The sequence below is a fragment of the Nostoc sp. genome (genome assembly GCF_036917235.1).
Lineage (GTDB): Bacteria > Cyanobacteriota > Cyanobacteriia > Cyanobacteriales > Nostocaceae > Nostoc.
In genome coordinates this window covers 141,848-165,606 of sequence record NZ_JBALDU010000009.1, presented here as the reverse complement: position 1 = coordinate 165,606, position 23,759 = coordinate 141,848, and the positions used below count along the sequence as shown (strand labels likewise).

General features: G+C 39.6%; 21 protein-coding genes, 1 pseudogene and 1 riboswitch. Of the genes and pseudogenes, 6 read left to right on the top strand and 16 right to left on the bottom strand.

What is annotated here, in order from left to right:
* Nucleotides 1-441: 441 nt before the first annotated feature.
* Together V7K44_RS03650 and V7K44_RS03645 are read right to left on the bottom strand one after the other, a co-directional pair.
* The gene (locus V7K44_RS03650; RefSeq protein ID WP_334928730.1) at nt 442-1,311 is read right to left on the bottom strand and encodes a zinc metalloprotease HtpX; all 870 of its coding nucleotides are present in this window, start codon (nt 1,309-1,311) and stop codon (nt 442-444) included.
* Nucleotides 1,312-1,583: 272 nt separating this feature from the next.
* Nucleotides 1,584-2,135 (bottom strand): Chromate resistance protein ChrB, encoded by a 552-nt coding sequence (locus V7K44_RS03645; protein ID WP_334928728.1) that lies wholly within the window; start codon nt 2,133-2,135, stop codon nt 1,584-1,586.
* A gap of 82 nt (nt 2,136-2,217) precedes the next feature.
* Here V7K44_RS03645 and V7K44_RS03640 point away from each other — a divergent pair.
* Nucleotides 2,218-2,790 (top strand): annotated as a pseudogene (locus tag V7K44_RS03640) (MFS transporter); the annotation flags it as partial.
* A 106-nt stretch (nt 2,791-2,896) separates the two neighbouring features.
* Here V7K44_RS03640 and V7K44_RS03635 read toward each other — a convergent pair.
* On the bottom strand, nt 2,897-4,960 hold the full coding sequence (locus V7K44_RS03635) for a potassium channel family protein (protein WP_334928726.1): 2,064 nt from the start codon (nt 4,958-4,960) through the stop codon (nt 2,897-2,899).
* Between the two features lie 87 nt (nt 4,961-5,047).
* Nucleotides 5,048-5,132: riboswitch (Fluoride riboswitch) on the top strand.
* Between the two features lie 95 nt (nt 5,133-5,227).
* On the opposite strand from V7K44_RS03635, the gene V7K44_RS03630 reads away from it, so the two are divergent.
* A complete protein-coding gene (locus V7K44_RS03630) occupies nt 5,228-6,556 on the top strand; it encodes a voltage-gated chloride channel family protein (RefSeq protein WP_334928724.1) in 1,329 nt (442 codons plus the stop codon).
* A gap of 26 nt (nt 6,557-6,582) precedes the next feature.
* Nucleotides 6,583-6,747 (top strand): hypothetical protein, encoded by a 165-nt coding sequence (locus V7K44_RS03625; protein WP_334928722.1) that lies wholly within the window; start codon nt 6,583-6,585, stop codon nt 6,745-6,747.
* Between the two features lie 256 nt (nt 6,748-7,003).
* Here the strand turns inward: V7K44_RS03625 and V7K44_RS03620 are convergent, their stop codons facing one another.
* From V7K44_RS03620 to V7K44_RS03600, 5 genes are all read right to left on the bottom strand, one after another.
* The gene (locus tag V7K44_RS03620; protein WP_334928720.1) at nt 7,004-7,624 is read right to left on the bottom strand and encodes a DUF559 domain-containing protein; all 621 of its coding nucleotides are present in this window, start codon (nt 7,622-7,624) and stop codon (nt 7,004-7,006) included.
* A gap of 253 nt (nt 7,625-7,877) precedes the next feature.
* A complete protein-coding gene (locus V7K44_RS03615) occupies nt 7,878-8,519 on the bottom strand; it encodes a Uma2 family endonuclease (RefSeq protein WP_334928718.1) in 642 nt (213 codons plus the stop codon).
* A gap of 111 nt (nt 8,520-8,630) precedes the next feature.
* Entirely contained in the window at nt 8,631-9,866 is a 1,236-nt protein-coding gene (locus tag V7K44_RS03610; RefSeq protein ID WP_334928716.1) for an LL-diaminopimelate aminotransferase, read from the bottom strand.
* A gap of 215 nt (nt 9,867-10,081) precedes the next feature.
* Complete coding sequence (locus tag V7K44_RS03605; protein WP_334928714.1) at nt 10,082-11,437, bottom strand: NAD(P)/FAD-dependent oxidoreductase; 1,356 nt, start codon at nt 11,435-11,437, stop codon at nt 10,082-10,084.
* A gap of 234 nt (nt 11,438-11,671) precedes the next feature.
* A complete protein-coding gene (locus V7K44_RS03600) occupies nt 11,672-12,592 on the bottom strand; it encodes a DUF4349 domain-containing protein (protein ID WP_334928712.1) in 921 nt (306 codons plus the stop codon).
* Nucleotides 12,593-12,797: 205 nt separating this feature from the next.
* On the opposite strand from V7K44_RS03600, the gene ilvC reads away from it, so the two are divergent.
* On the top strand, nt 12,798-13,793 hold the full coding sequence (gene ilvC, locus V7K44_RS03595; RefSeq protein WP_334928710.1) for a ketol-acid reductoisomerase: 996 nt from the start codon (nt 12,798-12,800) through the stop codon (nt 13,791-13,793).
* 170 nt (nt 13,794-13,963) lie between these two features.
* Here ilvC and V7K44_RS03590 read toward each other — a convergent pair whose 3' ends face one another.
* The 6 genes from V7K44_RS03590 to ovoA all read right to left on the bottom strand — a co-directional run bounded on the left by V7K44_RS03590 (nt 13,964) and on the right by ovoA (nt 18,465).
* Entirely contained in the window at nt 13,964-14,446 is a 483-nt protein-coding gene (locus V7K44_RS03590; protein WP_334928708.1) for an SET domain-containing protein, read from the bottom strand.
* 88 nt (nt 14,447-14,534) lie between these two features.
* Nucleotides 14,535-15,416, bottom strand: coding sequence for a DMT family transporter (locus V7K44_RS03585; RefSeq protein ID WP_334928706.1), 882 nt, complete (start codon nt 15,414-15,416; stop codon nt 14,535-14,537).
* The gene (locus V7K44_RS03580; RefSeq protein ID WP_334928704.1) at nt 15,416-15,556 is read right to left on the bottom strand and encodes a hypothetical protein; all 141 of its coding nucleotides are present in this window, start codon (nt 15,554-15,556) and stop codon (nt 15,416-15,418) included. Before V7K44_RS03580 ends, V7K44_RS03585 begins: the two co-directional genes overlap by 1 nt.
* A 27-nt stretch (nt 15,557-15,583) precedes the next feature.
* Nucleotides 15,584-15,712 carry a hypothetical protein gene (locus V7K44_RS03575; RefSeq protein WP_334928702.1) on the bottom strand — a complete coding sequence of 43 codons (129 nt, stop codon included), beginning with the start codon at nt 15,710-15,712 and terminating at the stop codon, nt 15,584-15,586.
* 564 nt (nt 15,713-16,276) lie between these two features.
* Complete coding sequence (locus V7K44_RS03570; protein WP_334928700.1) at nt 16,277-16,963, bottom strand: sterol desaturase family protein; 687 nt, start codon at nt 16,961-16,963, stop codon at nt 16,277-16,279.
* A gap of 164 nt (nt 16,964-17,127) precedes the next feature.
* The gene (gene ovoA, locus V7K44_RS03565) at nt 17,128-18,465 is read right to left on the bottom strand and encodes a 5-histidylcysteine sulfoxide synthase (protein WP_334928698.1); all 1,338 of its coding nucleotides are present in this window, start codon (nt 18,463-18,465) and stop codon (nt 17,128-17,130) included.
* A 674-nt stretch (nt 18,466-19,139) separates the two neighbouring features.
* Between ovoA and V7K44_RS03560 the strand changes: the two genes are divergently transcribed.
* Both V7K44_RS03560 and V7K44_RS03555 read left to right on the top strand, forming a co-directional pair.
* Nucleotides 19,140-20,135, top strand: a complete 996-nt coding sequence (locus V7K44_RS03560) for a glycerophosphodiester phosphodiesterase (protein WP_334928696.1) — start codon at nt 19,140-19,142, stop codon at nt 20,133-20,135.
* A gap of 35 nt (nt 20,136-20,170) precedes the next feature.
* Nucleotides 20,171-21,307: a DUF3466 family protein gene (locus tag V7K44_RS03555; protein WP_334928694.1), complete on the top strand. Its 1,137-nt coding sequence runs from the start codon at nt 20,171-20,173 to the stop codon at nt 21,305-21,307.
* A gap of 153 nt (nt 21,308-21,460) precedes the next feature.
* On the opposite strand, the gene V7K44_RS03550 is transcribed toward V7K44_RS03555, so the two are convergent.
* A complete protein-coding gene (locus V7K44_RS03550; protein WP_334928692.1) occupies nt 21,461-22,156 on the bottom strand; it encodes an SAM-dependent methyltransferase in 696 nt (231 codons plus the stop codon).
* A gap of 217 nt (nt 22,157-22,373) precedes the next feature.
* Nucleotides 22,374-23,471: an iron-containing redox enzyme family protein gene (locus tag V7K44_RS03545; RefSeq protein WP_334928690.1), complete on the bottom strand. Its 1,098-nt coding sequence runs from the start codon at nt 23,469-23,471 to the stop codon at nt 22,374-22,376.
* Nucleotides 23,472-23,759 lie beyond the last annotated feature (288 nt).

Genomic DNA, 23,759 nt, shown 5'->3' with positions numbered 1-23,759 from the left:
AAATGGTCATCCTTCCATCACAATTGCTCAAAGATTTCTCTCTAATGATATTGACAAACTTCTTGCCCTTGTGGAATGAATCAGCCCTGCCTTAAAAAGGGGGACTTTAACTCCGGTTCCCCCCTTTTTAAGGGGGGTTAGGGGGGATCTAAAGTGCCTAAAGTCACAGCGAAACACTTTTCAAACAACCTCTAAGTGTGAACGCCATTTTCTTGCCCAATCAAATTTTTTAGTCACTTGATTTTTTTGCTTGAAACGCTTGTAAATCAGCGCCTTTTAGGGAATGAAACAGCCCTGCCTTAAAAAGGGGAGAATCGGAATAAAAGTCCCCCTTTTTAAGGGGGATTTAGGGGGATCTAGAACATTTTGTTACCGAGAAGAAAACTTTTCAAACATCCTCTTAGTCATTTATTTCACAAAGGACAAATGACTAATGACAAATTAATAAGCTTTTGTTGGCAGTTGTTGCTCTAATTTTAGTAATGCTGCAACTCGCATTTCTGTAGCAGGGTGACTGGAGAATAAGTTACCCAGAAACTGTCCAGAGATGGAATTGATAATTAATAACGGCTCATAAGCTGGATTAGCATTTAAAGGTACTTGCTTTGCTGAAGCTTCTAACCGTTGCAATGCCCTAGCTAAGGCGCGGGGATTACCAGTTAATCTAGCAGAACCTGCATCAGCAGAAAATTCTCGTGTGCGCGAAATTGCTAGCTGAATAATTGTCGCAGCCACTGGTGCAAGCATGACTGTTAATAAAACTCCTATTGGATTTCCACCTCTGTTGTCATCTCGCGAACCACCGCCAAACCATAGGCTGTAACTAACCATTTGGGCTAGAAATGAGATCGCACCAGCCACAGTAGCAGCAACCGCTTGTGTCAGGGTGTCACGATTAATAATATGGGTTAGCTCGTGGGCGATAACACCTTCGAGTTCATCATCTGGCAATATATTTAAAATACCTTCAGTCACAGCCACAGCAGCGTGTTCGGGATCGCGTCCTGTTGCGAAGGCGTTAGCGCCTTGGCTTGGAGCAATATAAACTCTAGGCATAGGAATGTTAGCGCGATCGCTCAATCTCTGCACCATCCGATAAAGTCCTGGTGCTTCCCTTTCACTTACTGGCTGTGCTTGGTATACTGCTAAGGCAATTTTATCTGATTGATACCAAGAAAACAGGTTGGTTGCTGCTGCCAAGCCAATCCCGATAATCAAACCACTAGAACCGCCAATTACCCAGTAACTAATTGCAATCAAAAGACCACTTAGTGCAGCAAGCAAAGCAGCCGTTTTCAATTGATTTGTCATGTTTTTGCTCTCCTGCTAATGCTGTGTAAATTTTTGAGAAAACAGCATTACTTCAGCTACATTTTGATTTTATCCAGCTAAACTTAGATATATGGTACAGAAAACCTATCAGATAAGTACGGTTTTCCTACTTAAGTTTTAGTCATAGAATTAACATCTATAGATACTAAAAACGCATCTATCTATAGGAATAAATTGTTTATCTAGGCAGAAATTACAAGGGCGATACTGAGGTTTGCCTATGCCTACGCAATTATTTAAGATCCATTTACTTATAAAGATTCTGAGTCTATTCCTTGTGCTTGATATATTTGTTGGGAAAATAGCTGAAAATCTAATTCGCACGCCTTCAAAGCTTCAGTGGCTTGTGAGTATTTTGGGGCATCAAACAAATCGCGATCGCGAATTTTTGGCAACCAAGAACGTAGTTTCGTTAGTTCCGCTTCATTCTCTTCTAGTTCTGCAAAAGTGAGGTTACTTATTTTCCGTTCTTCGCTCAATTCGCTATGTAAATCTCGACATTGCCCCAAAAACTCTTGATATTCTTGGTCTGCTTGCTGTTGGAAGCGCTCTACCAACATAGTATTTTGCTCAGGTTCATCAATCCAAATGGTGAATAAATCTGCTTCACCGCCACCTGCTGTAATGTCTGCTTTCAATTCTTTTAAATGGCTCTGCAAGTCTTCTCGCTGTGGTAGCAAGCACACCGACTGCTGTAAATAAAGTGCGCCCAATCCCTTCAGTTTACGCCATACATACACCCGCTGCGTCGAAGGCTGTGCAGGTACTTTGTACACCAATAGATTCCAAGATTGTCTATCCATAGAGATATTGTAACAAGTGTTGCATTCAATTTAATTTATTGTTAGGTTAACTAATGAAACATCTGTTGCATTGCAAGTCAATATGCGGCTACAAAATAAATTTGTCCAGAAAATTCCTCAGACTGTTTGGGTTTTGGGGTTTGTCAGTCTGCTGACAGATATTAGTTCCGAGATGATTAATTCTGTGTTGCCCTTATTTCTAGTGTCAGTTTTAGGGGCGAATATCTGGACTGTTGGCATCATTGAAGGCATTGCAGAAGCAACAGCTTCAATTTTAAAAGTCTTTTCGGGAGTATTGAGTGATTACTTAGGACATCGTAAAGGATTAGCGGTGTTTGGGTACGGATTATCAACTTTTGTCAAACCTCTATTTGCTGTAGCTACCAGTTCAACTGGGGTGTTAATAGCTCGATTTGGCGATCGCATTGGTAAAGGTATCCGGGTAGCACCCCGCGATGCTTTGGTTGCCGATTCCACTAATGCAGAGGTACGTGGTGCAGCTTATGGATTGCGTCAATCCCTCGATACTATCGGAGCATTTTTAGGGCCTTTGGCAGCATTTGCCCTGATGGCTGCTTCCGAAAACAACTTCCGCCTCATTTTTTGGCTAGCACTCATCCCTGGATTCTTCGCAGTGGCTTTGTTAACAGTGGGAGCAGAGGCAACATTTATCGCTGAGAGCTTGTTTGCGATCGCTGCTGTTTTATTGTTAGTAATTAATAGAACAAAATATTTACAAATATAAGGCTTTAATCTATATCTTAAACAAATGGTTTCAAGCGGGCTGTAACTCGTAATTTACTAAGCCTTCGCACCAGTAACAGAGCTTGTTGTTTATATAATGCTACTGGTAGCGATGCTGGCAAATTATGCATCAACTCTCTAGCTGTGCCAATGTTACATCCCGATATTATACTTATTTCATTTGCACCATCAAAAATAGCATCTTGAGCTAAAACTTTCTCAACCTGCACTTGCCAATTTCGAGGAAACATTTCACCCCGCTCAATCCGCTGGAGGCTATTGCTATTTGCTAGAACAATCAGGCGATCGCCAACAGCAAGTTGTGTATGATCGGCAGGCATTAACTTAACAGGCGATCGCTTGAGGCTTTGGTATAAAATTGGTACAATTCCATAACCATAAGCAACCTCAGCTAATAGTAATCCATTTAGTGTATCTCCAGCTTCAATCATGTACTCTACTACCAAAATAGTTTGAGTATCGAAGTTAAACAAGCTGAGAATATTTTCTCCAAAAGCCGCAGCAGCAAATACTTCTGCTGAAATAGCAGAGGTACAAATAACTTGAGCATAAGGAAACAATCGTGCGACATTATCACGAAAATATCGATCATAAGTCCGAATGACCACACGAGTTTTAGGACTTTTAGCGTATGCCATCAAAGCTATTTCTAGATTCTCCATATCATCGTCCGTAACGACAACGACACTTTTACTATTAGCGAGATTCACCTTGCCTAGAGCATCAGCAATATTATCAATAATTAGTGGTATTTTGTTGAGAAAATCGGCATTTAGTGCTGTGCTGCTAACACCTACTAAAGGTTGCTTGAATTCTTGTAATAAAGCCGCCACTCGCTGACCAACTCGATTTAATCCAATAAGTACAACATGGTCTTTTTGGGGTATTAATGGCTGGTAACTATTGAAAAACTTAAACCTTGAACTTAACAAAGCGTCAGTTAGCAACGCATATAAAACCCCAACAAAACCTATACCCGTTAAAGTTAGTGCAAGGCTAAACAATCGCAACCACACAGGCATATTTTCCGCTGGCTCTGGTGGTGTTTTAAAATTGACACCGCCAAAAACATCTCCATATCCTCCTAAAAGTAAGATAGCAATAGCATAAAATGCTTCTACGATGTTACTTCCAGGATAATTTAAGATATAGATAATTGTTCCAAAACACCAAAGAGAAAGTACTGTAATTCCACAGATTATTGCCACCCGCAAACTCTGATAACGAGAGAATGTTCGTGAGAGATATACTATTTTCTTTTTGAAATTATTCCAAGCTCTGCCTAATACAATTTCTTGCCATAACTGCTGCCAGTTGTATTTACGCACAGTAGCAAATTGCTTCAAACTTTTAACTTGCTCTGTAACTTCGATATAAATAATCGTATCACCTGGGTGTAATATCGCTTCTGGTTCCCAGTGATGAAATTCTTTAGGCAAGGGAGATGAATCATTCGTGTGATTCAATACCCGACGATATAAGGTATTCAGTTCATGTATACGTGATTTATTGCCCCAGCTATCACTTATTTTAATCTGACGCTTTACAACCCGAAATTGACGTTCTTCCAATTGAAAATATCCAAGATTATCATCTCCAAGGGCTGCAACAGCAAAGCCAGAAGCAGAAATTTGATTTGGCTCAAAGGCAATAAAATTACCAAGTGTTTGACTTAAAAGTTCATTGAGATTTTGTTTATCAGAACGTACAACCAGGCGAATTTGAGGATTTAAAAGCCTCGCGGCAAAGGCCGCTTCTATATTTACCCGTTCATTACCAGTGACTAAAAGTACTGTTCGGCACTGAGAAATATTTGCCTGTTCTAAAATACTAGTTTGACGGCAATCTCCGATTAATAAATGTTCTAATAAACTGGATAAATTTGATACCTGCAAATTTTTCGGTTGTTCTTGATCGATAGCATTGACAATAGCACCATACTCTTTCAATACTGCAACACAATGCTGACCCAAACTTCCTAGCCCACAAACTAAAAACCGATCTAGTTTTGTTTGAGAATCTTTAACAGGCTGATAATTAGTTTCTGATGATGGCAGCATACAATACCGCCAATGATACACATTATTTATCTATATCGTAGAATACCAAAGATATTGACCTACAGCAAAAATGGTACTATTAATTAGATAATTAACGGCGATGGAGCTCGCCAAAACCGCCTTTCCAGAGCGATGAACTCTCTTCTGGAAGGCTGATAGCTCCTACTTTCCTTGCTAACTGCGGGAGAGTAGGGCTTGGCTAAATGCATTACCTGACTCTCCTGTAGAAAGTATTTGTCTACAAATCGCACTTCAAGGAGTCATGGTATGAAACACCTTCGTCAGTTTGAACCATTTATTGCGTTACCTCATCTAATCAAGTGGTTGCCTATTTCCTTTGTGGTCGGCATTCTTGCTGGAACAGCTTCTGCGGCTCTTTTAGCATCATTGGAATGGGCAACTGATTGGCGAGAATCACATCGATGGATTATCGCTTTGCTGCCCCTTGGCGGCTTCCTGAGTGGTTGGATTTATCATCAATGTGGTCAAACTGTAGAAGCCGGAAATAACCTTTTACTTGAAGAAATCCATAACCCAAAAAACATTATTCCCTTCCGCATGGCTCCTCTTGTGTTAATAGGAACAAACTTCACCCATTTTTTTGGTGGTTCAGCCGGTCGTGAAGGGACAGCATTACAAATGGGTGCTTCTTTGGCAGATCAGTTAACTAAAATATTGCATTTTCAAGGAGTCAATCGGCGAATTCTGTTAACAGCAGGTATCAGTGGGGGATTCGCTTCAGTTTTTGGTACTCCCTTAGCTGGAACCGTATTTGGTTTGGAAGTTTTAGCAATTGGTAGGATTCATTATGATGCTCTTTTTCCTTCTTTGATTGCTGCGATCGTAGGAAATCAAGTAACTTTACTATTAGGTTTACATCATACAGCATACCGACACGCTCCCTCTATACCGACGCTCACAATTTGGGGATTGATTTCTGCCATCATCGCAGGTGCAATTTTTGGAATTGTAGCAAGACTTTTTGCTAAATTAACTCACCAAATTAGTCACTTCTTTAAAGCAAAAATATCTTATCCTCCAATGCGTCCTTTTATCGGCGGTGCGATGGTAGCAGTAATTGTTGGGTTGAGTGGTACAACTAAATACATTGGGCTTGGTATCCCTACTATTGTTGATTCTTTTTTCACTCAGTTACCTCCTTGGGATTTTGCAGCCAAATTAGGTTTGACTGCTCTAACTTTAGGAGCAGGTTTTAAGGGTGGGGAAGTGACACCTTTGTTTTTTATTGGTGCTACTTTAGGTAATGCTTTATCGTTGCTTTTAGCATTACCTGCACCACTCTTAGCAGGAATGGGATTTGTGGGTGTGTTTGCGGGTGCAGCAAATACACCTATAGCATCCACCTTAATGGGAATTGAATTATTTGGTTTGGAATCGGGGGTATTTATTGCTATTGGCTGTGTAGTTAGCTACTTATTTTCAGGTCATTCTGGAATTTATTCTGCACAGCGTATTGGGTTGAGTAAATACTCTGCTGTATATTTAGAAGAAGGGGTGACTTTGGCTAATTATGGGCAACCAAAAATTGATTTACCTGATGATAGTGAAGAAAGAGGAAGTGATTCTCAGGAATAATTTATTGATGTAATTAATGGATACTCATGAAGAATCATGGATTTGGCAAACTAGTTACTTTTTTAAATAAATTGGAACAAGAGACAATTAGTTACACTTTAGTACATCATCGGGATAAAACTATTATGGTAAATGTGGCAGTGGCTGGTGAACGATGGGAAGTGGAATTTTTTGAGGATGGTTCGATTTAAGTAGAACGATTTGTTATTAGTAGTGGAGAGATTAATGGGGAAGAAGCTTTTAGTGAGTTATTTGCTATGTATTCAGAGCCAGAAAGTCATTCTGTCAAACGATACCCAAAATTCTAATTTGGTAAGCACGACGTGAAGGCGATCGCATTGTATCTACCCTGCAAAATCGAACCTTTAGTGCTAGCATCCTTATTTAAATTATAGGTTAGTTGATTCATATCAATATTCTTTACCTATTAATTAAACTTACTAATAATCACCTGTTACTATCTAGTAGGTCTAAAAAACGCTTAACTACACAATCTGGCTGCTGTTGACAATCTTTCCAATCAAAGCGCTCGATAAATATTCCGTAGGCCCTTAAAGATTGATCTCGACTACGGTCGCGCTGAATATAGCTTTGCGTATTGTGGTGTGGACCGTCCACTTCCAGGATTCCCCACTTTCCCTGATGACATATTAGGAAATCTGGATAACATTCACCGCGTCCATATCCAACCTTAAATCGCGCTTTGCAGTTTGGAAGGAATAAGACACCTAGTTTATCTAATTCCTTTGCAACTTGGACTTCACTAAGGGATGCAAATTTAAAGCCATTCCAATTTTTTACTTTTTCATCAGAAATGAATGTACCTTGATTATTTCCATCTCTTCCAAGAGCATTTTTCAGCAAATCATTACGCCAATCAGCTTGAATATCTGGAATATTCGATAACTCTATTACAGGAGTTATATACAGCTTATTAACTTCCCATTCATCAAGAGGTAGTATAGCTTCAAAAGCTCGATGAATAGCTTTAGTAATAGAATGTTCTTTATCAAGAAGAATATCATAATTAGGTCGTCGAGTTTTAAGTTTTATATCGAACCAGTACAAGGCAGAATCCCATGATAAAAAAGCACAAGATAGTAAAAATATTGCTGTATCGTTTTCTTCTCCATCTATTAGAAACTGTACAGCTTTTGCATATTATTCATTAAAATTTTGGGGTTCCATAAAAAGTTGTAATTATACTCTATTTTATAAAAATACTGTAACTGTAATGTACATTAGCTCAATAGATTTTGACAAGTAATTATTACTAGTGCAATCATAATTAAGTAAAATGATCCAAAAAGCATTGATAATTTTACAAAATCATTGCTTCCAATTTTTCTAAAGCGTGGAAACTTCCTACTTGCCAACTACGTTCTACAGCAGCAGGAATAATTTGAGTAATAGCTATATCTGCAAAATTAGGGCTGGTGTTAGATCTTATGTATTTTCCCTCTTTCAGCAAATAAATAGAAAGACTTCCGCTGTCGTAAACCCATAATTCTGGAACTCCAATGGCTTCATAAGCATCGAGAGTAGTTTTTGATGTGACATCAGTCTCAATAGCTAAATCTGGCGGTGGATCATCAGGTTGTAAGCGGCGATGACCAATCATCTGTTGATAATTCTGAATATAAAAGCAAGCATCAGGTTCAACTCCTGCTACGCCTTGGCGTTTAAAAGTGGTGGAACCAAAAGGTTGATATCTGATATCTTTAGCTTTCAGCAATATTTTGACAATATCAGAAATTAAATCTTTAGGAATTTCATGTTCTGGTAAAGGAGCCATAATTTCTAAAGTACCCTGGCTGTAGGCAATTCGGGTAGTTCTTTTTTCTCCCAATTCTTCTAAAATAGATTCAAATTCTTGCCAGCTAACATCAGGAATTGTCACCGTGCTACCAGGTGCTAATTGCATCTGGCTAACAGCTTTAAAAACGGGGATAGCAGCAGTCATAACCAAAATACAAGTAAGCTGAATCTCGATAATTATCTATGAGGTTGCGGTGGATAATACAGCCCACCGTAACCTTTAGACTAATAGATTGAGTTTAACAAAAGCGATCGCCTACACCTTAAACTTCTCGGCAATCCGCTTCATCGCCTCTTCGACATTCTCACGGCTGTTAAACGCCGAAATACGGAAGTAACCTTCACCGGCAGCACCAAAGCCAGAACCAGGTGTCCCCACAACGTTGACAGTTTGCAGCAATTTATCGAAGAATTCCCAACTGGATAAACCATTAGGCGTTTTTACCCAAACGTAAGGTGCATTCACACCTCCATAAACTGATAATCCGGCGGCTGTGAGTTTCTCACGAATAATTTTGGCGTTTTCTAGATAGAAATTCACCAATGCTTTGATTTGCGCTTGTCCTTCTTCAGAATAAACCGCTTCGGCTCCCCGTTGGATGATATAAGAAACACCGTTGAATTTGGTAGACTGGCGGCGATTCCAGAGTTTCCACAGTTCGACATCGGAACCATCGGCGGCTTTTGCTGTGAGTGTCTTCGGTACTACGGTTAACGCGCAACGGGTTCCTGTAAAACCTGCGTTCTTGGAGAAAGAACGAAATTCGATCGCAACATCTCTTGCACCTTCAATTTCATAAATGGAGTGGGGAAGTGATGGATCGGTAATATAAACTTCGTAGGCTGCATCAAAGAAAATAATCGAGTTGTTAGCTTTGGCATAGTCTACCCATGCTTTGAGATATTCTTTGGTAGCAGTTGCGCCAGTGGGGTTATTGGGAAAGCAGAGATAAATTAAATCGACTTTCTTTGAGGGAATCTCGGCGGTGAAGTTGTTATCAGCCGTAATTGGTAGATAAACTAAACCCTCAAATTCGCCTTTATCGTTGGCATCCCCAGTATTTCCCACCATAACGTTAGTGTCTACATACACAGGGTAAACTGGGTCAGTCACGGCAATTATGTTGTCATGACCAAAGATTTCTAGAATATTGCCTGTGTCGCACTTGGAACCATCGGAGATAAAGATTTCGGAAGCATCTATATTGGCTCCCCGTGCTTGGAAATCATGAGTAGCAATTTTCTCCCGCAACCAAGCGTAGCCTTGCTCTGGGCCATAGCCTTTGAAGGTATTGCGATCGCCCATTTCTTCCACAGCTTTAATCATCGCTGTGCGGCAAGCCTCTGGCAGAGGTTCGGTAACATCGCCAATGCCCAGCCGAATGATTTTAGCATTACTGTTCGCTTCCGCAAAGACATTCACCCGCCGAGCAATTTCTGGAAACAGATAACCCGCTTTCAGTTTCAGGTAGTTGTCGTTAATAGTTGCCATTATGTAGATTATGAAAAACGCCCTCAAATAGCTTACTGCTAATTTATGAGGGCGGGGAGAAATCAATTCAAAATTCAAAATTCAAAATTCAAAATTATTCGCGCAGCGTCTCGTACAGAAGAAAAAGACTGGAATAGATGTAGCTTCAGCTTCCTCCAGGGAAAGAAATAACTCCTAACTCCTAACTCCTAACTCTTAACTTAACAATACCCAATTTAGATATTTACTGGCTGTTTATTATCGGCTGATGTGTAATTGCGTTCGCTAATTACAAACTCCGTAATTGATTCTTTACCTGTAATTAATCTTGCTCCGCGATTACGCGTGAAATAGTTCCATGCCCACTGAATCATTACTACTAATTTGTTGTTAAATTCAATTAAGAAGTAGATATGAATCAACAGCCAAAACAGCCATGCAAAGAAACCTTTCAGCTTGATAAAGCCCAAATCTACTACAGCAGAATTGTGCCCAATCATTGCTAAACTACCATGATCGGTATAAGCAAAGGGTGGCAAACTTTTACCTGCAAGTTGCTTTTGAATTAATGTTGCTACATATTCACCTTCTTGCTTGGCTACAGGTGCAACACCAGGTAAGGGCTTACCATTTTGATGAGAAAAATTTGCTAAGTCGCCAACTACAAAAATATTTGGATGTCCCTTGATACTTAAGTCAGGTTCAACAATAATCCGTCCAGCGCGATCGCACTCTGCACCTGTGTGTTCTGCTAGCACTTTGCCCATTGCCGAAGCTTTCACACCTGCTGCCCATAATACCGTTTTTGAGGCAATTTCTTTAACTTCATCGCCTTGTTTGATGGTAACAACATCGTTTTCAATATTTGTTACCAGTGTTTTTGTCTGCACAACCACACCCAACCGCGTTAAGGATGCTTCTGCTTCTTGTGATAACTCTGGCGCAAAGGGTGGCAAAATCCGATCTAGACCTTCTAATAGCAAAATCTTGGCTTCTGATGTGTCGATGTTACGGAAATCGTCTTTGAGGGTTTGATTTGCCAATTCTGCGATCGCACCAGCTAACTCTACACCTGTTGGGCCACCACCCACAATTACAAAAGTTAACCAAGCACGGCGCTTTTCTGGATCGGTTTCTTTTTCTGCGGCTTCAAAGGCTGAAAAGATCCGGCTACGCATTTCTAGAGCATCTTCTACAGTTTTCAAACCTGGGGCGAATTCTTCCCAGTTGTCTTTGCCAAAGTAGGAATGCTTCGCACCTGTGGCGACAATTAACGTATCGTAAGCTATTGCTTCTTCGCCCACAGTGACTTGTTTGGCTTCTGGATCGATATTATTCACCTCTCCCAGCAGCACTTTCGTATTCTTGCTCTTGCTGAGGACAGAACGCAACGGTGAGGATATATCAGCAGGAGATAGCGCACCTGTGGCGACTTGATATAAAAGGGGTTGAAATAGATGAAAGTTACGTTTATCAATCAGAGTAACGTTTACTGCCGCTTTGGCGAGTGTTTTTGCCGCATAAAGTCCACCAAAACCACCGCCAACAATAACTACTTGATGGGGTGGATTATTGTCAAGTGAATTTACCATAAGAAATATTATCGTGTATGCCGACTATTGTAACTATTCTTAACAAATTTGTATCAAAAATGTCATCATATTTTTTGTATTGCTCTTTACATTTGAAAAAGTATTAAAGTGATCGAGGCTACAGGATAAACAAAACTTTTTAAGAGAAAGGTTCAGACCATAAGAGCTTGGAATATTTAAATCCCTCTTTGCTTGTATAGATTTATCGAAAGTAGATGTAGTATCTATGCGAATTCACTCAGAAGTAGTTGATTCTGGTGTTTGTGTCAAACGTGGTGAATGAGTTCGCCGCCAACGCCTAAAGCCATAGATAAGAGCAACAAAAATTAACAAATAGGGACTGTAAACAATTAACCAAATGCCCAACTTGAGTAAGCCAACAGAAAATGCACTCAAAGAGTGGGTAGAGTTGTTCCAAGTTTCCTGAACTTGCAAACCGAACGCAGGTTGGGGGCTGGTGCTAGAAACTGCTGCTTCTAGGTTCAGCGTAATGGTGGAATAAGCAACTTGATTTTTGAGGTTTTTCAGTTGGGCATCAATTTGTTCTATAGTTTGGCGGACATTACTCAGTTCTTGGGAAACACTAAGCACATCTCTCACAGAACCAGCTCGATCCATAATTTTTTGCAAATTAGCTTCAGTTTTCTGCAAATTAGTTAATCTAGCTTGGAAATCTACTAAGCGATCGCCTACATCTTCGGCAGTGATATTACGACTCTCAACAGTGCCCAATTTAGCTAGTTGTTCTAAAGTAGGTTCTAGCCGATTCTCTGGTATCCGCAATTGAATTGTTGCTGTGTAACGCGGGTTGTCATTTTTGGGTTGTTGTTGTTTCAGGCCGATTAAATCCCCTTGCTGTTGATTGATAATTTGCGAAACAGCATCAATAGACCGATCTACAGAGTTGACAGTCAAAGAGATTGCTGCCTTTTTGATCAGTTGGGGACGAGAACGGGCTATTGGTGAACCTTCCGCCTTTTGAGAAATACTGTTTTCACGAGCAGATAATTGATTTGCCGCGCCATCGGCTGCCATTTGAGGTGCAGACTGATTTGTTGACCGATTCGAAGAAGCGCAACTGGTGAAAATCACCCCTCCTAATAACGCACTTATAAACAAAGCAGATGTGCGCGGTAATTTAGTCGAAGTATGCATAATCTATCCTCAGATGGATGAAGTTAACCCCAGTATTACTGAAGTAAAACTCAAAGCCTCTATTGTTGCGATTTATGTAACAGGGTTAGTCATTTGTCATTTGTCCCCAAATTGAATGATTGATAGTTCATCTGTGTTACTCAATTTGGGGTACAATCGTAAGCCTGCGAATTAATGACGATGCTTGCTGACAGGAGATGCTTCTATGGCCCGGATGTATTATGACGAAGATGCCAATTTAGACCTTTTGGCTGGAAAAACTATTGCTATCATCGGCTATGGTTCTCAAGGTCATGCCCACGCTCTCAATCTCAAAGATAGTGGTTTGAATGTGATTGTGGGACTATATCCGGGTAGTAAGTCAGTTGCAAAAGCTGAAGCGGCTGGTTTAACTGTGAAAAACGTTGCAGATGCTGCTAATGCTGCTGATTTCATCATGATTTTGTTACCTGATGAAGTCCAAAAAACGATTTACAAAAACGAGATTGAACCAAATCTAGAAGAAGGGAATGTCTTAGCCTTTGCCCACGGCTTCAATATCCACTTTGGGCAAGTTGTACCACCGGATAATGTAGATGTGGTGATGGTAGCACCAAAAGGGCCGGGGCATTTGGTACGACGGACTTATGAAGGTGGAGAAGGCGTACCAGCGCTGTTTGCAGTTTATCAGGATGCTAGTGGTCAAGCACGCGATCGCGCCATGTCTTATGCTAAAGGTATCGGTGGGACTCGCGCTGGTGTTCTCGAAACTACTTTCCGCGAAGAAACCGAAACAGATTTATTTGGCGAACAAGCGGTATTGTGCGGTGGCTTGAGTGCTTTAATCAAAGCCGGATTTGAAACTTTGGTAGAAGCTGGTTATCAACCAGAATTGGCTTATTTTGAATGTCTGCATGAAGTCAAGTTGATTGTTGACTTGGTTGTAGAAGGCGGTTTAGCCAAAATGCGCGACAGCATTTCTAATACTGCTGAATATGGCGATTATACTCGTGGCCCGCGGATTGTTACCGAACAAACCAAAGCTGAAATGCAGAAAATTCTCAGCGAAATTCAATCTGGGCAATTTGCACGAGAATTCGTTCTCGAAAACCAATCTGGTAAACCAGGATTTACCGCCATGCGTCGAAAAGAATCTGAACACAAAATTGAAGAAGTTGGTAAAGATTTACGCGCTATGTTTAGCTGGTTGAAAAAGGCTTAAAGGAATTATCCAATGTTGTAGGGTGGGCATCTTGCCCGCCTTTGCCTACTAGTTCTCGTGTCGCCCACCCCACAACAAGTAATTGAGTATTTTTTTTATCCGTTTTCCTACCTCTTGCAAAAGTTACTTTTACAAGAGATTTAATGCATAGACAAATGCATTACTAAACATCATTTACTTTGAGTTTTGAGATAATCTGCAATATACTCTCCATAAGTATCACGCAACATTTGTTCCCGGAATTTGAATCCTAATGTTTTCCCTCGACAGGATAGAGATCCGCACAAGCACCCGAAGACAACAATTAATTCATATTCAGTGGTTTCGTAGTCCCAGGTAATTTCTTCATCTGCTTCGATATCGCACAAAGCAACGAAGTCATATCCTCCAAACTGATTGTTCCTTACCCCAGTATTTGGATTACAAGAATGGTTAATGATCCAAGAAGGCTCATCTAGGTGGACATGTAAATTAAAATCCATCTGAAATGTATACATTGTTCGTTCGGGAACTTCTTCAATTATGATACCCACCACCACAGTTTCCCCTTGGGCAAATTTTTTTGTAGCAAACACTCCTCGTCCTTTTGCTGTTTTTTGAATCGTGACATGAGAATTGAGCTTTCCATCTGAAATCGACTCTATTGTAGTCATAAATAAAGACCCACTATGTTTAAATTTCTTGCAGCTTCCAAGTTTCAAACTTGGCTTAGTTAGATTTCACTTTCGAGGTAACAGTCCGTTAACCGCTCTGGACCTCAACTTTTCCTTCCGGCTCAATCTTTTGAGGGCTTTGACTTAGAAGCAGAGCAACTAAGACAAGAATCGCGCCAATTAAACCGCGTATTCCCAGATGTTCTCCAAGTAGCCAAAACGAGAAAATTGTGGCAAACAATGGCTCAAGTGTAAAAAGTAAAGCAGCTTCGTCAGATGAAACCCATTGCTGTGCCAATGTTTGCAGCCAGATAACAGCAGCCGTCGCCAACAACCCTAAGTAGAGAATCACTCCCCAGTGCTGGCGAATTACCTCAAATTGGTTAAAGATTTGTGTGTTACTCCAGAGTACCCCTATCGTTGCAATGAACAAAAGTTGAACACTAGTAAGTGTTAAAGTGGGGTGATGGCAGGCGACTCGCTCTAGGAAAAGTATGTAGGCTGCATAGACAAAAGCATCAACGAACATTAATAGATCGCCAATTCCTAGTTCTCCCCCTTCCCAAAACATCACACCAATACCGATTACAGCTACTCCAGCAGCTAGGAAAGTTTTCAAGAGTACGCGCTGACCACTCAGCCATCCCAGCAGCGGGACAATAAGTGTGTTCAAACTGGCAATGAATACCGCTCGATTTGCTGGTATAGTCTTAAGTGCAATTGTTTCTATAGCTAAGTAAAAGAAAAGTAAAAACCCTAGTACTGTACCATCACGCAATAAAAGTGCATTCAGATTACGTAAATTTAGGGTAAAAACTCCAGCCGCTATGACAAAACGGCTGGCAATCAATACACTTGGTGGAAGGTTACTAACGATGTCTTTAGTCAATGGAAAAGTTGTAGCACCGATTATATTGACAAGGATAAGCAGAATTATTCCTTTGAAACGCAAGGTATTGTCAATTTGCATCAAACTAATTGCTTGAATAATGTTTCTTTACATCCATAGAGAATGCGATCGCATAAAGAATATTGGTTTTGTTGCGTCCAGTTAGTGCCTTCAGAATTTATGATTTTTAGTTGGGTAAGTTCTACTAATCCGATTTTCATAATTTCATGTCTTTTTTCGCATTGCAATTAAAAGGTAAAGGAAGTTCGGATTAATCCAATCCAAATTGTACCATTCGCTGTGTTAAGTTTAGGATTTGCGATCGCCGTTAAAATAAAAGTGCCAATGCTCTGACCTATGCCAATTCTTAGTGTCACCCAAAATACTTAGGGGACACGCTTAATTAATAAAAGCGTATATTGCTAAAGGTTTTCGCGACGATAAACTAGATAATTATTAGCACCCACAATCAAAACGGACGACACCAAGCAACTAAGTAACAATAACTCTATGATGTTTCGGCGTAGGATTTTGATACTTCTATCTTCGCTTTTAACTATAAATATCTTAGTAAATAGCTTGAATAATTTGTTAACAAGCCAGTTCAGTAATAAAAAAACAAAGATTACGAGACTGAATTTCAGCCAAAATGATTAGTATGCTCAGACATGAGCATAAAAGTGAACTAATTTCAGGGTTATATTGTCAATCGTCAAACTAACTAACGTTCCTAATTGTTATTAATAATAATTCTATCATTAAGTGGTAAATATTTTGTTTTTTCGGTGTCATCAATAATAGACAGATTTAATATTTACAACTAAGTCGGTAAGAATAAACAAAACTATATTATGAGATGTAAATAGACCTGAAATGCTTACAAACAATAGAGGAAAAATGATAAATCACAATCTCTAGCAGTTAGCTTTATTTGCGTCGCTCTACTTATCCTCGATAAGACTCACAGGAAACATAATTCCCGGCTTCTTGGTAGGAGGATTCAGTGTGTTGAATATTCTGTCCCAAAATCCCTGAATGCCATAGTTTCCATTAAAACAAGTGTGATGAAGATCGTGGAAATCTGATGGAATGAAAAATATTGACAAAGAACTATGACCTTCTAGGTTGTAAGCATTGCCTATAACGCTCCATGCACACAGTTGAGTGATGTCATATCCAAATATAAAAATAGGTAAAACATCAGCGATCGTAACAATAATATATTCAACAAGACTCTTGTGTCCAGCAACAAAACTTGATGAGTCACGAAACTCATGATGTTTAAGATGGATTTTCTGCAAAAATCTTGTGTGCAAGAGCCGATGAGCAACATAAAAGCAAAAATCAGCAGCAACTATTCTCATCAAGAACCATCCAAGGTTTAGGAGTAAGCTATTTCCTCTATGAACCTCTGGAGCTAGATATAGAACTATTAATGCTGATAGAAAAGCTTTAATTTCTCCTATTATGATGCCTTGGATAGTAAAGGAAGGAAATGGTTGATTTTTGACTGTCTTGACTCTTGCAGTCAGCTTATCCCTCAAAACATCGTTGCTTTTGATTCCTTTTTCAATGAGGATGCCAATACTATAAAATGAGATAGAACCAAGGAGCCAGTACAACAACACCTGGGTTATAAAATTGATCTCGATATGGTTTAACAGCAAATAAAATACCTGCTGAACAATCGTACAACTAATAGCGATCTTTAGATAAAATTCGATCTCAAAACAGAAATTCAAAAATTTTTGCATTTCTGTAACCTTATAGTATGTGGCTGAGGCATATTCTATTAATTTTTGATATCTTGAACAATCCGAAAACCAGCGTGCTGATAAAAGTTTGGACGGAACCAGTTGCGGTAATATTTTAAAGCTTCTGTACCATTAGTTATCCAACATCCTCCTAACATCATTTGATGTTGATTGTCAAAAAAGATGGCAGAATTATCTTCATAAAGAAAATGAGGTTGATATCCGGCAAGCGGGTTTAAGTTATTACGCAACCATTCCCAAACATTACCACGCAAATCGTACAATCCTGAAGAGCTTTTGGCTGTTTCTAACATTCCAACGGGAGTAGGAGAGCCAAATTTTAAATTGAGATTATAATTTTCTACACGATCTAACAAACTATTACCATAAGTTGCTAAATGGTATTCTGATTCACTCATTAAACGAGTATCTTTCCCTTGCCAACGACAATAAGCCATTGCTTCATAGTGATTGACTTCCACAGGCCAATCTAAGGGTAAGTCGATTTCATCAAACATAGCTCGATATTTGTAGCTACCATTTTCATGTAACCAAAATTTAGGACATTGAATATTGTATCGAGTTTTCCAATTCCAAGATTCTTCATCCCAATATTCTTGATTTTCGTAGCCACCAGCCTTGACAAAATAGATAAAATCGGAATTAGTAATCAGATATTTACTAGCAAAAAAGGGTGCAACTTCAACAGTGCGATCGCCATAATCAATATCCCATCCATAAGTTGAATCATCTAAGGCTTTACCGAGTTTTACTACCCCACCAGCAACTTCTATCATTTCGTTCTGAGGAGTGTAACCATTAAAAGGAGCATATTGCCAATTTTGAGGACGTTTCACTCTCTCAATCGGCAGTTGGCGAATTAACATCGAAGAAGTTTCAATGTGAATACGTTGGTGTTCAATCCCCATCATTAAAGCCCAAAGGGGATGATTGGGATGAATTGGCAGAGTAATTGGGGTTGTCTTAATTAGTTCGGAAATTACGGAATATGCTTGTTCTCGATATTCCCAAGTTTGTGAGACTTGCGGCCATTCCAAATGCGCGATCGCTGCATTCAACTCTTCTGGTTTTTCTGGATCTACTCCAATTTCAAACAAAATTTCATACTCTGGATTGAGGCGTTTTTCTAATAACCCCACCTGAATTAATTTATTGATGTAGAAAATTGCCGAATGCCCCAGATAAAAAATTAAAGGATTTCTCAAAGGGTCAGGATTGAGATAAAATGTCTCTTCTCCAACTAGACTTTTCAATAACATATCTTCCAGTTGCCAAGCATTCTCAAAGTAATCGAAAATAACTTGGTTATTACAACTATCAAGCTTTGGAGGTTTAGCAGATTGCAGGCTGTTCATAGGTGTAAATTAATTGCTGTTAAAGAACAATAAAACAAATTAATTATCTAGAAATCCGATTTTATCCGTGAATTTGTTTATATAGTTAGGGAATAATGAGACTCTTCAATATGACAGATTTATGATTTTATAGCAATACTTCTTGTCCAATAATTAGTTTTTCAAATAGTACTAAAACTTTATCGACTTAGTGTACTAACGTGAAAAATTTGATTAATTTAATATTTGTTGAATAATTCAACTATCAGCAACAAGTAAGCCAGTGGGAAGAAACATAACTATATTCTTGGTAAAGATTCTTTAAACTATTACCAATGACAAATTACAACCCTCTTTAGACAGTTTTATTTATCTTGACTTAGTTACAGTTAAGTTAAAAATAATTTTAGGTTGAGTAGCGATCGCAAAACTAAAAATACTTGTTTTTTAGTTCGATAGAGAACTAAACTGTATTGAATGGTGAGTTTTTCCGGTTCTCAATCGATGTATTGGAACTGGATTTATCTACCTTTGATACTTATTAACGCAATATCGTTAATCCAATACGGTTGACAAAAAAGTTGGTCAAATATATCTATTAGTTGACGTAAGTAGCTACAGCGTCAAACTTTGTAACTAACTGCTTCTTTACTACATGGGACGGGTAGCTTACTTTTGTGTAGGTAGGTAAAGTAATGACTACAACTTTGCAAGGTGCATCTCCAATTATCATTGCACACCGAGGTGCTAGCGGCTATCGTCCAGAGCATACTTTAGCTGCTTATGAGTTAGCGATCGCACTAGGGGCTGATTATATTGAACCTGATTTAGTTTCCACCAAAGATGGTATTCTAATTGCTCGTCACGAAAATGAGATTTCTGAAACCACCGACGTTGCAAGCCATCCAGAATTTGCTCATCTTAAAACCACTAAAATAACTGATGGCGAATCAAAAACTGGCTGGTTTACCGAAGACTTTACCCTAACAGAACTGAAAACATTACGAGCTAAAGAGCGAATTCCCCAAGTGCGATCGCAAAATACCGCCTATGATGGACTTTTTGAAATCCCCACACTGCAAGAAATCATCAATTTAGTCAGGGTTAAAAGTGGCGAAATTAATCAGGCGATTGGCATTTACCCAGAAACTAAGCACCCAACTTACTTTCAATCGATTGGGTTAGCTCTAGAAGCACCCTTACTTGCAACTTTAACAGCCAACGGTTATCAGGGAGCTAACGCACCTATTTTTATTCAGTCTTTTGAAGTAGGTAATTTACAAGATTTATCCACAAAGACTGATTTACCTCTGGTGCAATTGCTGAATAACAGTGGTAAACCTTATGATTTTGTCGTTAGTGGCAATGAACAAACTTATGCAGATTTAGTTACAGCATCAGGTTTGGCAGAAATTGCCAAATATGCAAAAGCGATTGGAATTCATAAAAATTTACTAGTTCCTAGAGATAGCAATGATAAATTGCGACCGCCTACATCTTTAGTTATAGATGCTCATGCGGGTGGTTTGCTGGTTCATGTCTGGACTTTCCGCAATGAAGACTGTTTTTTGCCACTGGACTTTCAAGGAAATCCCCAAGGTGAATATGAACTATTTTTCAGCTTAGGTGTTGATGGCGTATTTAGCGACTACCCAGATACGGCAGCTTGCCACTCTACTCTTCAGTGGTAATTTAGTAGGGTAATACAAAATCACAGAAAAGTAACATGGTTTTACTTAAGTGGAAATCCTGTATAGCAGCAATTACCTTCACCGCAATTAGTCTTGCTGCATCTAAATCGGCATTGGCGGTATCTTTATACTCAGTCACTGACTTAGGCGCTCTTACGGGAGAAGCCTACAGTTACGCTACAGATATTAATGACTCAGGTGAGGTAGCCATTAATACTTTGGGTAGGTCTTTTTTTTACAACAATGGTTCGCTCAAAACAATTAGTCCGTTGCCTGGTGATAATCAACTTGCAGTGACTGGTATCAATAACTTGGGGCAAGTAGTTGGTAATTCGGCTAATAGTAATAACTTTACTGGAAATAAGCCTTTCCTGTACAGCAATGGCCTCACCCAACCTCTCCCAATTCAAGATGCTATTCCTTATGCAATTAACGATCGCACCCAAGTAGTAGGGGGAGCGAGCGGACTTGGGCCTTTTTTGTACGGTGATGGTGTAGCAACCAGCATAGGAACTCTTGGTACTGTTGCTTACGGTTTAAATAACTTGGGACAAGCAGTAGGTATTCTCAATTCAGGAAGAGCTTTTCTGTATGAAAACGGACAAACTACTAACTTGGGAACTTTGCCAGGTGACACCTACAGTCAAGCAAACGATGTTAATGACTCAGGACAAGTAGTTGGTAGTTCGGGACTCACTGGCGTAAATGATAGTCGTGCTTTTGTGTACAGTTCTAGCACGGGACTCCAAGACCTTGGTAGGTTACGTCCTACAGATTTGTTTAGTACTGGTTTGGGGATTAATAATTTGGGTCAAGTAGTCGGGTTTTCTGGCACTAACAATAACTTTTTTGCCGCAGTTGGCAACGGTTTGCGGGCTTTTCTTTATAGTGATAAGACTCTGTACGACTTAAATAACCTGATTGCTCCTAGTTCAGAGGGTGGCTTTACCTTGACAGCGGCATCTGCCATTAATAATAATGGACAAATTGTCGGTCGTGGTGCAGTTAATGGTGAATTACACGCATTCCTGTTGACACCAATCTCATCTGTCTCTGTAGCGGAACCAACTTCAGGTGTTCCTATTTTGTCGTTCGGCGCTGGTGTAATTTTATTTGCTGCATTTAAGCGCAAAGCTCACTCTAAGAGTGCAGCCATACAACAAAGAAGTTAATGCAATAACTTCAGGCAGACAAAATGATTACTTGGGAATATGGATTTATAAAAATGCTCGTTGAAAATCTTTGAGGATATGTCTCTAAGCGTGGCTTCGAGACACATCTGTACTTTAGGCAAGGGATAACATCACTTAACTTATTCTTGATTTTCACAAACTAGTCATCACCTGAGCTAATTGATTAGATAAATCAATTGCAGACTCCTGGCATTTCTTAAATAAAACTCCAGCTAAAAAATAATAATCGCCAGAATAAAATGCCATCTGATTTTTTTGGAGTTTTTCGATGTGCTTCTTTACCTTAGGGTCAGAGCTATAGTAGCCAAACTGTAAAGGTAACACCATGAAGTTTTGAACATAATAACCATTTTGTTTTGCTATGTTCAATGTATTGATTGGATTAGAAAAGCTAGATATTAAAACCAATACATTTTCATAATCTAGCGATAAAAGCTCATTGGTAACAGTGGCTCCATCTACACCCCCAAACAGAAGTGGCATATAAATATCGTTATCTGGTGCGGGAAGATAGGGCGGATTAGCTACAAGATACTCGGCATCGGGTTGAGAAGAATTAAACAAAGATGAATTGTGGATGATGTATTTATTAGTGAGATTGTATTCATCAATGGTCGAATTTGCGACTTTCCATGCAGAAGTATTTAATTCAAATCCCTGGATGATTCCATCAAAATTGTTTCTCAATAAGGTATTAATTACAGGGCTGCCATCTCCTGAGCCAAACTCCACAATAGATTCAGAATTTTGACAATTTCTGATCACAAAACTTTCTAAGCAGTTGGAGTAGAAATTAGATTCTTCAGGACAAAAAAAGATATCTTTCATTTGACGAAAATTCAAAGTGTAAGGTATAATCAATCTATTAGGAGGTTATTTATTACCTTGCATTCAGGCAATAAATAACTGTTCCTTTAGCAAAGGGTTGCTAAAAAAATTTCTTTGCAAGAGAATTAGCAATAAAATGACTTAAAATGTCAAATTAAAATGCTAAGAATAACCTGCTATTTATAATTTTTGGGATTGCTCATAGGAGTAAAGCGGCTTATTCCGCTTCGCGTATTGATCGCACAACAGCACCAGCGGCGCGATCGCCCATTAGTTTTTCTTGGTCATAGCCAAGCAGCAGTTCCCACGCATCATTGGGATATCGTTCTGCCAAAGACAAAGCAACATCATCTAACATCCAACGACCGTGGCGTTCATCTTCCTTGATGTGTAGTTCCCAATAACCCATCGCCGCCTCTGATAGTTCCAATCGTTGCGCCGCCGCTAGATAGTTTTTGTAAGCCGCAGGACCAGCCACCTCAAAATACGTCAACGCGCCATTGTAACGTAGGAAATAGCGTTTGCGATCGGTAGTCAGAAAGTTATGATTATCGCAAGCTAAGACTTCCCAAGGTACTAAATCGAAATATCCTTCTGGTTCAGTGTTCATTCCAAACTCAGCCAGCATTTGAGCAAAAAATGTCGAGTGCTTGCGGGATAAACGACCATTGCCGTATTCTTCTAGTAGTACTCGCACCAGCGTACACTGGATTTCATTAGCAGCACCACCCAATACGTAGCAAAGACGACTACCTTCAACCAAACCATCAAAGGAGCCGATCGCTAGCAAGTGACGATAACCAGCTTCAGTCATTTCCTCACGAATGTAGCGGCTATTCTCCGACAAAGGCGGATTTAAATCGGCAGATGCACGCTCAATTAAAGCTTGTTTTACATCCAATTGTTGCAGTGCAGCCACATCGATTTGTGCTAGTTCCCACTGTTGCCAAGCAGCTTCAATTTGGTCACGACAAGAGTGCAAATATAGCGATCGCTCATTGTTATAATGCCGCAAATCGTCGTACCAAAACAGCTTTAGCCGATTGATTCGATAAAGTATCCGTTGCAGAAAACGGTGAGCCTGTTCATCAGAGCGATCGTTTCTATAGGCCGCACGCATTGCTGTTGAAAGCGCCTGTTCAAACTCGCTGGCTATTGAAGGTTTTGCATCCAGTTTCTTGTCCAAATCCTCCATTGCTAGCAGTTCTATAAATTGCTCCTCAGCACGGTCGTAGTTGGTAATTGTTTTTTCTACAGTGTGTGTGCTCTCTTTTGCAGCCCCAGCGTTAGAAAATATAACTAAATTGCTTTGCATGGAATCTTCGGTAGCTTTAGAAAAGTGATAAATTACTTTCACCTCTAATATCTAGGTTTCCACACCAGTAGCTTTCTGTACCTCTTTCCCTGGTTATAGAGAAAGATTAAGTTTCAAGATTAGGGAAGAGATGACAGGTGATAGGGAATAGACCTCTTGCAAAAATCGTTGAATCACCCCTCCCCAACCCTCCCCTTATAAAGGGGAGGGAGCAAAATTTCAAGTTTCCCCCCTTTATAAGGGGGGATTAAGTGGGGTCTATTCGACTTATGCAAGAGGTCTAATAAC